This window comes from Pseudomonas putida (assembly GCF_050990305.1).
GTDB lineage: Bacteria > Pseudomonadota > Gammaproteobacteria > Pseudomonadales > Pseudomonadaceae > Aquipseudomonas > Aquipseudomonas putida_AH.
The window spans coordinates 4,158,424-4,169,180 of record NZ_CP158817.1; the positions used below are offsets into that span (position 1 = coordinate 4,158,424).

General features: G+C 60.0%; 12 protein-coding genes. 9 read left to right on the forward strand and 3 right to left on the reverse strand.

What is annotated here, in order from left to right; translation table 11 throughout:
- Position 1 precedes the first annotated feature (1 nt).
- From ABTV22_RS18735 to ABTV22_RS18750, 4 genes are read left to right on the forward strand one after another with little or no spacing between them, the layout of a single operon-like run.
- Positions 2-880, forward strand: a complete 879-nt coding sequence (locus ABTV22_RS18735; protein ID WP_433735988.1) for a heme/hemin ABC transporter substrate-binding protein — start codon at positions 2-4, stop codon at positions 878-880.
- A 50-nt stretch (positions 881-930) separates the two neighbouring features.
- Positions 931-1,914, forward strand: a complete 984-nt coding sequence (locus ABTV22_RS18740) for a FecCD family ABC transporter permease (RefSeq protein ID WP_433741446.1) — start codon at positions 931-933, stop codon at positions 1,912-1,914.
- On the forward strand, positions 1,914-2,681 hold the full coding sequence (locus ABTV22_RS18745; RefSeq protein WP_433735989.1) for a heme ABC transporter ATP-binding protein: 768 nt from the start codon (positions 1,914-1,916) through the stop codon (positions 2,679-2,681). The genes ABTV22_RS18740 and ABTV22_RS18745 overlap by 1 nt, the downstream gene beginning before the upstream one ends.
- Positions 2,682-2,738: 57 nt before the next feature.
- A complete protein-coding gene (locus tag ABTV22_RS18750) occupies positions 2,739-3,623 on the forward strand; it encodes a ChaN family lipoprotein (RefSeq protein ID WP_433735990.1) in 885 nt (294 codons plus the stop codon).
- A 113-nt stretch (positions 3,624-3,736) separates the two neighbouring features.
- On the opposite strand, the gene ABTV22_RS18755 is transcribed toward ABTV22_RS18750, so the two are convergent.
- Positions 3,737-4,126, reverse strand: a complete 390-nt coding sequence (locus ABTV22_RS18755) for a c-type cytochrome (protein ID WP_433735991.1) — start codon at positions 4,124-4,126, stop codon at positions 3,737-3,739.
- 210 nt (positions 4,127-4,336) lie between these two features.
- Here ABTV22_RS18755 and ABTV22_RS18760 point away from each other — a divergent pair, with 210 nt between their 5' ends.
- Positions 4,337-5,086 (forward strand): SDR family oxidoreductase, encoded by a 750-nt coding sequence (locus ABTV22_RS18760; RefSeq protein ID WP_433735992.1) that lies wholly within the window; start codon positions 4,337-4,339, stop codon positions 5,084-5,086.
- A gap of 31 nt (positions 5,087-5,117) precedes the next feature.
- The gene (locus tag ABTV22_RS18765) at positions 5,118-5,522 is read left to right on the forward strand and encodes a cupin domain-containing protein (RefSeq protein ID WP_433735993.1); all 405 of its coding nucleotides are present in this window, start codon (positions 5,118-5,120) and stop codon (positions 5,520-5,522) included.
- A 232-nt stretch (positions 5,523-5,754) separates the two neighbouring features.
- On the opposite strand, the gene ABTV22_RS18770 is transcribed toward ABTV22_RS18765, so the two are convergent.
- A complete protein-coding gene (locus ABTV22_RS18770; RefSeq protein ID WP_433735994.1) occupies positions 5,755-6,585 on the reverse strand; it encodes an oxidoreductase in 831 nt (276 codons plus the stop codon).
- A gap of 130 nt (positions 6,586-6,715) precedes the next feature.
- On the opposite strand from ABTV22_RS18770, the gene ABTV22_RS18775 reads away from it, so the two are divergent.
- Positions 6,716-7,612: a LysR family transcriptional regulator gene (locus ABTV22_RS18775; RefSeq protein ID WP_433735995.1), complete on the forward strand. Its 897-nt coding sequence runs from the start codon at positions 6,716-6,718 to the stop codon at positions 7,610-7,612.
- 169 nt (positions 7,613-7,781) lie between these two features.
- On the opposite strand, the gene ABTV22_RS18780 is transcribed toward ABTV22_RS18775, so the two are convergent.
- Positions 7,782-8,450 carry a T3SS effector cysteine hydrolase SpvD family protein gene (locus tag ABTV22_RS18780; RefSeq protein WP_433735996.1) on the reverse strand — a complete coding sequence of 223 codons (669 nt, stop codon included), beginning with the start codon at positions 8,448-8,450 and terminating at the stop codon, positions 7,782-7,784.
- A gap of 183 nt (positions 8,451-8,633) precedes the next feature.
- Here ABTV22_RS18780 and ABTV22_RS18785 point away from each other — a divergent pair, with 183 nt between their 5' ends.
- Together ABTV22_RS18785 and ABTV22_RS18790 are read left to right on the forward strand one after the other, a co-directional pair.
- The gene (locus ABTV22_RS18785) at positions 8,634-8,960 is read left to right on the forward strand and encodes an NIPSNAP family protein (protein WP_433735997.1); all 327 of its coding nucleotides are present in this window, start codon (positions 8,634-8,636) and stop codon (positions 8,958-8,960) included.
- A gap of 274 nt (positions 8,961-9,234) precedes the next feature.
- Positions 9,235-10,734, forward strand: coding sequence for a transglycosylase SLT domain-containing protein (locus ABTV22_RS18790; RefSeq protein ID WP_433735998.1), 1,500 nt, complete (start codon positions 9,235-9,237; stop codon positions 10,732-10,734).
- Positions 10,735-10,757: the final 23 nt, after the last annotated feature.

The following is a 10,757-nucleotide window of genomic DNA, read 5'->3' on the forward strand; positions in this document are numbered from 1 at the left end:
GATGCGAATCAAATCACTGCTGGCCTCGGCCTGCGTGCTCCTGAGCCAGATGGCCGTGGCCGATGACCTGCCCCAGCGCTGGGTCAGTGCCGGTGGCGCGTTCAGCGAATGGGTAGTTGCCCTGGGTGGCGAAAGCAAACTGGTGGGGGTCGACAGCACCAGCCAGTACCCCCGTTCGCTGCACAGCCTGCCGGGCATTGGCTACCAGCGCGCGCTGGCGGCCGAAGGCATTCTGGCGTTGAAGCCGGACATCCTGGTCGGCAGCGCCGAAATGGGCCCGCCACCGGTGCTGGCCCAACTCAAGGCGGCCGGCGTGCGCATCGAGTTGCTGTCGGCCAAGCCAGATGTGCCGTCGCTGCAACACAACCTGACCGAACTCGGGCAACTGCTCGGCAAGCCGACTGAGGCACAGGCGTTGATGGCCGGTTATCAGCAGCGCCTGGAAACTCAGGCCGCGTGGGTCAAGCAGGCGCAGCAGCAAAGCAGCGCGCCTCGGGTGTTGATGCTGCTCAGCCATGCCGGCGGCAATCTGCAAGCCGCTGGCAAGGACACCCTCGCAGCCTGGATGATCACTCAGGCCGGTGGGCTGAACCTCACCGACCACAACGGCTACAAGCCGGTATCCAACGAGGCGATGCTGGCCCTGGACCCACAGGTGATCATCTTCGCCGGCAGCCGTCTTGAAGGGGACGCCGCACGCGCTGCGTTGCTGGAGCAAAATCCGATCCTGGCGCAGACCCGGGCCGGTCGCGAAGGTCGGGTGCTGGTGATCGACCCCACGCTGCTGGTCGGTGGCCTGGGTCCGCGTATTCCCGATGCGCTGGCCACCCTGTCGAAGGCGTTCTATCCGTCGGCGCAGATTGCCGGGATCGATCAATGACGGCCATCGTCCGGCCACGGCCGATGCTGATTACCCTGGGCCTGTTGCTGGTGCTGGTGTTCTGGTTGTCCCTGGCCCTCGGGCCGGTCAGCTTGCCACTGGGCGATACCTTGCTGGCGGGGCTGCGCCTGTTCGGGCTGCCGGTTGATGGCAGCGACACGCAACAGGCCGAGCTGATCCTCGGTCAGATCCGTCTGCCGCGCAGCCTGCTGGGCATCGCGGTCGGCTCGGTGCTGGCGCTGTCCGGCGTGGCCATGCAGGGGTTGTTTCGCAACCCGCTGGCCGATCCGGGGCTGGTCGGCGTGTCCGGGGGCGCAGCATTGGGGGCCGCCATCGCCATCGTCGGCGGCAGCCTATTCGGGGGATTGCCGCCGGCCATTGAGCCTTATCTACTGTCGGTGTGCGCCTTTGCCGGCGGCCTGATCGTCACGGCGGTGGTGTATCGCTTCGGTCGCAGCAATGGCCAGACCAACGTCGCCACCATGCTGCTGGCGGGCGTGGCGATGACGGCCATGGCCGGTGCCGGCGTCGGGCTGTTCACCTACCTGGCCGATGACGCCACGCTGCGGACCTTGACGTTCTGGAACCTGGGCAGCCTCAACGGCGCCAGTTACCCGCGTCTGTGGCCGCTGTTGATCGTCGCGGTGGGCGTGGCGTTGTGGTTGCCCCGTCGTGCGGCGGCGCTCAATGCCATGCTGCTGGGTGAGTCCGAAGCGCGGCACCTGGGTTTCAATGTCGAGCGGATCAAGCTTGAGCTGGTGTTGTGCACGGCGCTGGGTGTCGGTGCCGCCGTGGCGGCCGCAGGTCTGATCGGCTTTATCGGTCTGGTGGTGCCGCACCTGATGCGGCTGCTGGTGGGGCCGGATCACCGGGTGTTGCTGCCGGCGTCCCTGCTGGCCGGCGCCAGCCTGTTGTTGCTGGCCGATCTGGTCGCCCGCCTGCTGTTGGCACCCGCCGAGTTGCCGATCGGTATCGTCACCGCGCTCATCGGTGCACCCTTCTTCCTTTATCTGCTGGTACGGGGGCGCACCTGATGCTGCGAGCCAATAACTTGCTGGTTCGGCGCGGTACGCGCACGGTGCTGGCGGACATCGATATCCAGTTACAGGCGGGACAAGTCCTCGGGGTGTTGGGGCCTAACGGCGCCGGCAAAAGTACCCTGCTGGCAGCCTTGTGCGATGAGCTGCCAGCCAGCCAAGGCACGGTCAGTCTCGACGACCGCGCACTCGCCGACTGGCCCGGTCAGGAACGGGCCAAACGCCTGGCGGTACTGCCCCAGAGTTCGAGTTTGAACTTCGCTTTTTCGGTCAATGAGGTGGTAGGCATGGGGCGCCTGCCCTACGCCACGGGTCGCGCCCGCGACGCTCAAATCGTCGCCGATGCCTTGCGTGCCGCCGATGCCCTGCACTTGGCGGGGCGCAGCTACCTGGCGCTGTCCGGCGGCGAGCGCCAGCGTGTGCACCTGGCGCGGGTACTCGCTCAATTGTGGCCGGGTGCCGAGGGGCAGACCCTGCTGCTCGACGAGCCGACCTCGATGCTCGACCCGCTGCACCAGCACACCATTTTGCAAGCAGTGCGCGATTTCGCCGGGCGCGGCGCGGCGGTGCTGGTGATCCTGCACGACCTCAACCTGGCGGCGCGTTATTGCGATCACTTGCTGCTGTTGCAGGACGGTCGCCCCCACGCCTATGGCACGCCTGAAGAAGTCCTGACCGCCGAAGCGCTGGAAGCGGTGTATGGGTTGCAAGTGCTGATTCACCAACACCCGGAACGTGGTCACCCGTTGATTATTGCGCGCTGATACTTGCCCCCTTCTATCTTTACCCGCGAGGGGGCCATCTTCTAATAAGGAAAACCGATGCGCATTCTGCTGCTGTGCCTGTTCAGCCTGTTGGCTGCCTGCCAATCCCACTACGTTTCGCCACCTCCGGCAGCGATTGCTCCAGAAGGTTTGGATCATGCCGATCTGGGCGTGATCCGCGAACTCGCCACCGGACGCACCCTGACACCACAAGAACTGGTCGAGCGCCTGGCCGTGGCGCCTCGGGTATTGGTGGGCGAACAACACGACAACCCCGATCACCATGCCCTGCAACTGTGGCTGCTGCGCGAGCTGGCCAAACAACGTCCGCAAGGCAGCCTGCTGATGGAAATGCTCAACCCCGATCAACAGGCCAAAGTCGATGCGGCGCAGGCCGCCACCCGTGCAGGTCAACCGCCGGCCGATCCGTACCAGGCGCTGTCCTGGCAAGCCAACTGGGATTGGGGTGTGTATGGCGCACTGGTCACCTACGCCCTGCGCCAGCCTTACCCGCTGCTCTCGGCCAACCTGGATCGGGCGCAGATCATGCAGATCTACAAACAGCGCCCGGTGCTCAAGGGCCAAGCATCCACCACCCAACAGGTCCAAGCGACACTGTTGGACGACATCCGCGAATCCCATTGCGGTTTGCTGCCAGAAGCCCAGATGCCGGCGATGCTCGCCGTGCAGCAGCAGCGAGACCGGCGCATGGCCGAGCGTCTGCTGGCGGCACCCACACCCGCCGTATTGCTGGCCGGGGCGTTCCATGTGCGCAAGGACCTGGGTGTACCGCTGCACCTGAAGGACTTGGGTGCTGGTGAAGGTAATGCGGTGCTTATCCTGGCCGAAGCAGACAGGACGGTAACCGCCGAAAACGCCGATTACGTGTGGTACACGGCGGCTCAGCCGGCGCAGGATCACTGCGCGACATTGCGTCCCTAGACAGCAAAAGATCGCAGCCTTCGGCAGCTCCTACAGGGAAGGGTGTTCACTCGCATATTGCGACGACCTGTAGGAGCTGCCGCAGGCTGCGATCTTTTGATCTTGCGTCTTGTTTATGGCGCCTGAAAAGACTGCAGATACGCCAGCAAATCATCGATCTTTTCCTGATCGCTGATCCCCCAGAAAATCATCCGCGTCCCCGACACCACTGACTTCGGCTCCTCGATGTACGCCGCCAGTTTTTCCCGCGTCCAAACGATGCCCGAGTTTTTCATGGCATCGGAGTATTGATAGTCCGTGGTGCTGCCGGCAGTACGCCCGACGATTGCGTTGAGTTGCGGACCGAAGAATGCCCGCGCCCCCTCCCCGATCTGATGACAGCCGCCGCAGACCCGCTTGAACAGTTTCCCGCCCGCCTCGGCATCGCCCTGGGCGCTTGCCTGCGCGGTGAAAAGCCCTGCACACAGGCTCAGGACCAGAGACATGACGGCCGCTTTGTTCATTTGACAGCTCCGGATCAGGCATTGCCCACAGCAAAAAATGGCGGCCATTTGAGCATGACTTCACCTCTTTTCCGAAGCTTTTCGGATGTGCGATATGCAGGCCTGCCGTCCATCCACCACGGCGGCGTCTGGCCAATGACCGCCTAGACTAGCCTTTCAATGCGCCTGATCGACCGGGCACACGGCACACCCACAGAAGGAAGGACAATCATGAAAATCGTCGTTATCGGCGGTACAGGCCTGATCGGAACCCAACTCTGCAAACTACTGCGTGACAGCGGACATGACGTCCTTCCGGCTTCGCCGAAATTGGGGGTCAACGCCGTCACCGGGGAAGGATTGCAGATTGCCCTTCAAGGCGCCGAGGTGGTGGTCGACCTCTCAAACTCACCTTCGTTCGAAGACGCCGCCGTGCTCGAATTCTTCGAACAATCCGGGCGCAACCTTGCCGCCGCCCAGAAGGCTGCCGGAGTCAAACACCATGTCGCGCTGTCGGTGGTAGGCACCGAACGGATGCTCGAAAGCGGCTACTTCCGCGCCAAAATGGCCCAGGAGGAACTGATCAAGAATTCCGGGGTGCCCTACACGATCCTGCGTGCCACGCAGTTTTTCGAGTTCATCGGCGCCATTGTCCAATTCAGCATGCAGGGCGACACCGCTCGCCTGACCTCCGCGGCCCTGCAGCCAGTAGCCTCGGCGGATGTGGCTGCTGCACTGGCGAAAATTGCCGTGGCGCCACCCACCGGCCAGACCGTGGAAGTGGCCGGTCCCGACAAGCAACCCTTGGTGTCATTCGCCAAAACCTACCTGCAACACACCGGCGATCCGCGCAAAGTGATCACCGACGATAGCGCCGGCTACTACGGTGCGATGATCAACGACCAGTCACTGACCCCGGGCGCCAATCCCATCATCGGCAAGATCCACTTCGATCAATGGCTCAAGAGTGTCAGCGCCTGACACCCATCCCCAACCTCATCAGGAGCGTCCCATGCGAATTCCCATTCTGCTCGCCTTGTTTGCCCTGTCGTTCACCACCACCGCGCCGACCCTGGCTGCCGACGCGCCTCACCCAGTCGTCAAGGAAGTGTCGAAAACGGCACTGCCCGATTACCCCGGCAAGGAAATGCTGGTGCTGACCGTCGAATACCCACCAGGAGGTGCCGATCCGGTGCATCGGCACGAAGCCCATGCCATGGTCTATGTGCTCGAAGGCTCTATCGTCATGGGGGTCAAGGGTGGCAAGGAAGTCACATTGATGCCCGGGCAAACCTTCCACGAAGACCCCAATGACATCCACACCGTGGGCCGCAATGCGAGCCAGACCCAACCGGCCAAGTTCGTCGTTTTCCTGTTGAAGGATCAGAACAAACCCGCACTCATTCTGGAAAAATGAGCGTTCCCTTAAGTGCTGAATGGCAATTGAGCTGGCGCAGAAAACAAAAAATCCGGAGCCTGATACAGGACCCCGGATTTTTTTCGCGGCTGTGGTTATTGTACGAGTCCACGATTGCTGTAGGAGCGAAGCTTGCTCGCGAAGGCGCAGTATCAGCCAACATCAATGTCGATTGATCCGCCGCCTTCGCGAGCAAGTTTCGCCCCTACGGGTTTATGTGTCGGGCACCGTTTCAGTCCTTGAAGTCGGTGGACAACGCCAACTCGTTCCACTGGACCAGTTCCTCGGCGACAAAGCGGTTTTTCGCTTCGATACGCGCGACAGTGTCGCTACCCAATGCCAGGCGTTGTGGCGGTTTCGGCGCGTTGACCAGGGCCAGCATGGCTTCGGCGAATTTCACAGGATCACCGGGTTGGGCATGGTTGGCGGACTCGGCGAATTTACGCATCGCCCCCACCGTCTCGTCGTAATCGGGCAATTGCAGCGCGGTCTTCACCAGCGATTGCTCGTCAAGGAAGTCGGTGCGGAAGAAGCCCGGCTCCACCACCGTGGCGTGAATACCCAGTGGCGCCAGTTCCTGATGCAGCGCCTCGGTGATGCCTTCCACTGCAAATTTGGTGGAACCGTAGACACCCCAGCCCATGTAAGCCTGGTAGCCGCCAATGGACGAAATGTTGATCACATGCCCACTGTGCTGGCGACGCATGTGTGGCAGCACCGCGCGGGTCACGTTGAGCACGCCGAAGACGTTGGTGGCGAACAGTCGCTCGGTCTCGCTGGCACTGGTTTCTTCCACCGCCCCCAACACCCCGAAGCCGGCATTGTTGATCAGCACATCGATGCGACCGAAACGCTTGATACCTTCTGCGACCGCCTGATGGGCTTCGTCTTCGCGGGTGACGTCCAGGCGCACCGCCAGGAGTTTGGGATGATCGCCCAGCTTGGCGATGACATCTTCAGGTTTACGAGCCGTGGCAATCACCGCGTCGCCGGCACGCAGTGCGTGCTCTGCGATCAGCGTGCCAAAACCACGGGAAGCGCCAGTAATGAGCCAAGTACGCATATCAACTCCTCCTGTCAGCGACCCGAGCGTAATTGCCGGGCCTTCTTGATGAGTTGACGCCACTTTAGAACTCCACTACTGATGTGATAATCCCAACAATTTTGCATGGCTTTGTGAAAGGCATTCACAGATGAAATCACCTTCGGCGGCTGATCTGTCGATCTTCCTGTGCGTGGCCAGCCACCTGAATTTCAGTCGGGCGGCGGTCGAGCTTGGCGTGACACCTTCGGCGCTGAGCCATGCGGTATGTACCCTGGAAAACCGGCTCGGCGTGCGGCTGTTCAACCGCACCACTCGCAGCGTGGGGCTGACCGCCGCGGGTGAGCGCCTGTATGGGCGTTTGAAACCGGCCTTTCGCGACATCGACGACGCCCTGGAAGACCTCAACAGCTTTCGCGACAAACCTTCGGGCAACCTGCGCATCACGGCCGGTCGCCAGGCCGCGGAGCTGGTGCTGCTGCCGCTGGCCGGACGTTTTCTGGAGGCTTACCCGGACGTGAAACTGGAGATCGTGGCCGACGATGGTCTGGTGGATGTGGTCGCGGCCGGGTTCGATGCCGGCGTGCGTTTCGGGGCGCGGTTGGAGGCGGACATGGTGTCGCTGCCAATCGGTTCGTATTTGCGCTCGGTGGTGGTCGGCTCGCCAGACTTCTTCAAGCAGCACCCGATTCCACAAAAGCCCGAAGATCTGCATGGCTTGCCCTGCATCCGCCATCGCTTCCCCAGCGGCACGCTGTATCGCTGGGAATTCGAACGTGGCGGCATCGCCGAGGAAATCGAGGTCGACGGCCCGTTGACCCTGGGCGACGTGAGCCTGATGGTCGGCCCGGCGCTGCAGGGGGTGGGCCTCGCCTACGTCTTCGAAGACATGGTCAAGGCCCAGCTGGCCGACGGCAGCCTGATACAAGTGCTCGGTGAATGGTGCCCCTATTACCCCGGACTGCACCTCTACTACCCGAGCCGTCGCCATGTGCCGGCGACACTCAAGGCCTTTATCGAATTCGCCCGCGCCGAAAGGCCACGATAACCCCTCTGTAGGAGCTGCCGAAGGCTGCGATCTTTTGCTTTTGCCTTTCAAAAACGAGATCAAAAGATCGCAGCCTTCGGCAGCTCCTACACAGATCCGGCAGGGCCGACGAGGAAGGGACAGGGTCTTAGGTGATTAGCGGTAGTTGCTCAGCGCCGCCAGGTCACTGTCACCTTCCGGTTGGGCGGCCTGACTCTCCGAGAGAACGCACGGTAAAGAACGTTGATGGAGAATAATGAGACTTCAACTCTTCCCGACTGGGCGTCGTATTTGAAGTTTTCCATGCGTCTACATAGTGAACTATCGGCCTATTTTCACTGTTCAATAGAACAACAGCATTAAAGTCATGTGAAATCTCTCCTACTAAGGGCACGACGTATCCCTCTGCACTGACGATACAAGACTGATCCCCGTTGATTTCATATCGTCTGAGGACCTCCCTCTCGACGTCCTCAAGCGACAGGTAACGAAATGAACTTCTTAACGAAACACCAAAGACCACCTCATCAACCACTTCAGGATTCAGCCCTGTGTAGGGTGATGAAAGGTTCTCGGACCGAAGGATGTTGGCTTTATATTCCAGGTTGTAATGAGCACACGCCGATAGCAGAACACAATTCGCCGAGTAATGCAGATAAGTGTAATTAACATAGCTGGCAACCCGTTGAAGATCGTCAACACTTAGACGCTCAGGCAACGGCTCTGGATAAGGATCAAAATGGAGGGACTGTTGAATTCGGTTTAGATCAAAACGGTCATCCGCATTCAATTTATTCTCGTCAAAGCTGGAGGTCGAGGCTGTAACATTATTCATCCCTGCATTGCCAAATACTTTCACCTCATTGACTCCTCAGTGCTGTTGCGCACGACTGCGCGCTTTCTCGATTAACCGTCTCGTTGCTGATGAATACAGCATTTAACGGGTCGGTCACTCAACTATCCAAATGCTCTTCTGCACGCAAGAACGTTGTAGTATCGAAACTTTTCGCAGTCAGCACTCACCCTGTCAGAGAGAAACCAGATGGTCACCTGCTACCTCAAATACGTACTCGACCCCTACAAGCTCGAAGCGTTCGAGCACTATGGCAAGCTGTGGATTCCCCTCGTGGAAAAATTCGGCGGTCAGCATCACGGTTACTTTTTGCCATCCGAAGGCGCCAACAACATCGCCCTGGCGATGTTCACCTTCCCCAGCCTCGCGGCGTACGAAACTTACCGGCAACAGTCGATGAACGACCCGGCGTGCATCGCCGCGTTCAAATACGCAGAAGAAACCCGCTGCATCCTCAGTTATGAACGCAGTTTCTTCCGGCCGGTCTTCGGGGAATCAAAAACACAACAGGCGTGAGCTCCACTCGCCCCCTCGAGGGGCGTACACCCTGTAGGAGCAAGCTTGCTCGCGATGGAGGACAACGATAACGCCTGCTGCCTGAATGCCAGCGGTGTCTCGGCGTTTTTCGCGAGCGTGCTCGCTCCTACAGGGCTACCCGTGCATTTCAGATCAGGTCGGCACACGACCGGCAGGAAAATTTTCGCTTCAGAACCTTTATACGGCGTGAATGACCCGCCATTAGCCATACTTCAAGGTGCCCTCGATCTCCCTGCCCTGTCGGTGAGTGAACATGAACAACCTGTGGAGTAGCTGTCGCACATTTACCCTGCTGCTGATGCTGTTCTGGATCAATACGGCGCTGGCACAGAAGCAACCGCAATTACCCGCCGTCGAACTGACCCCGGCCGAAGAAGCCGAAGTGCAAAAGCTGGTGTTGCCGGTCCTGCCCGACTGGACCGGAGACTTCGAAGGCATGCGTGAGCGCCGGCTGATCCGGGTGCTGGTGCCTTACAGCAAGACCTTTTTCGAACTGGATCGCGGGCGCGAGCGAGGGCTGACGTATGAACTGGGCAAGGGCCTGGAAGCCTGGCTGAACAAGACCCAGCCGTACTCGAAAAAGTCCATGCAATGGCGGGTCATGTTCATCCCCACCGCCCGCAACGAGTTGATGCCAAAGCTGATCAAAGGCGTTGGCGATATTGCCGCCGGCGGCCTCACCGTGACCGAAGCCCGTCTCAAGGATGTGGATTTTTCAGACCCGTTCGCAGTGAACATCCCGGAAATCCTGGTCACCGCACCGGGCGGCAAATCCGTGGAAAAACTCGAAGATCTGTCCGGCCTGGAAATTACCGTGCGCGCGTCCAGCAGTTACTACGAGCACCTGCAGGCATTGAACGCCTCGTTCAAGGAACAGGGCCTGGCGCCCATTGACCTGAAAGCCGCCGACGAAAACCTGGAGTCCGAAGACCTGCTGCAAATGGTCAATGCCGGATTGCTCAAGGCCACGGTGGTAGACCGATACATCGCAAAAATCTGGGCGCCGCTGTACACCGACATGAAGATTCACGAAGAGATTGTCGTGCATGACAACTCTGAGTTTGCCTGGGCGATTCGCAAGGACAGCCCGCAGCTGAAAAGCCAATTGGCTGACTTCGTCAACACCCACAAGGTCGGCACGGCATTTGGCAACAGCCTGCGTAACAAATACGTCACCAACAGCAGCAAGCGAGTACTGAACGCCACCTCCGAAGAGGAAATGAAGAAATTCCAGGAGATGGTGGAAATCTTCAACCGCCACGCCGCCACCTACGGTTTCGATCACCTGATGCTGATGGCCCAAGGCTTTCAGGAATCGCAACTCGACCAGAAGGCCCACAGCCCCCGAGGGGCAGTAGGCGTCATGCAATTGCTGCCAAAAACCGCCAAGGATCCAACCGTGGCCATCACCGGTATCGACAAGAGTGCCGACAAGAACATCGAGGCCGGCAGCAAATACATGCGACTGCTCGCCGACAAGTACCTGAACGATCCGCAATTGAATGAGATGAACAAGACCCTGATGACGTTCGCCGCCTACAACGCCGGGCCTGGCAACCTGCGCAAGTTCCGCGCACTGGCAGAAAAGTCCAGCCCGGACAAAAACGTCTGGTTCGCTAATGTAGAACAAGCGGCCGCGCAGGTCGTGGGGCGGGAGACCGTGGATTACGTCGGCAACATCTGCAAGTACTACGTGGCGTATAAGTTAGTTGAGGAAAAAACCGCAGCGGCGGCGGCTAAAACGAGCCCTTGACAGCCAATGATAGCCATTAGCTT

Excerpts from the sequence above, each read along its gene's own strand:
- ABTV22_RS18770 (WP_433735994.1), bottom strand. The coding sequence starts at position 6,585 with ATGCGTACTTGGCTCATTACTGGCGCTTCCCGTGGTTTTGGCACGCTG.
- ABTV22_RS18765 (WP_433735993.1), top strand. The coding sequence starts at position 5,118 with ATGCGAATTCCCATTCTGCTCGCCTTGTTTGCCCTGTCGTTCACCACC.
- ABTV22_RS18755 (WP_433735991.1), bottom strand. The coding sequence starts at position 4,126 with ATGAACAAAGCGGCCGTCATGTCTCTGGTCCTGAGCCTGTGTGCAGGG.
- ABTV22_RS18745 (WP_433735989.1), top strand. The coding sequence starts at position 1,914 with ATGCTGCGAGCCAATAACTTGCTGGTTCGGCGCGGTACGCGCACGGTG.
- ABTV22_RS18750 (WP_433735990.1), top strand. The coding sequence starts at position 2,739 with ATGCGCATTCTGCTGCTGTGCCTGTTCAGCCTGTTGGCTGCCTGCCAA.
- ABTV22_RS18790 (WP_433735998.1), top strand. The coding sequence starts at position 9,235 with ATGAACAACCTGTGGAGTAGCTGTCGCACATTTACCCTGCTGCTGATG.
- ABTV22_RS18775 (WP_433735995.1), top strand. The coding sequence starts at position 6,716 with ATGAAATCACCTTCGGCGGCTGATCTGTCGATCTTCCTGTGCGTGGCC.
- ABTV22_RS18735 (WP_433735988.1), top strand. The coding sequence starts at position 2 with ATGCGAATCAAATCACTGCTGGCCTCGGCCTGCGTGCTCCTGAGCCAG.
- ABTV22_RS18785 (WP_433735997.1), top strand. The coding sequence starts at position 8,634 with ATGGTCACCTGCTACCTCAAATACGTACTCGACCCCTACAAGCTCGAA.
- ABTV22_RS18760 (WP_433735992.1), top strand. The coding sequence starts at position 4,337 with ATGAAAATCGTCGTTATCGGCGGTACAGGCCTGATCGGAACCCAACTC.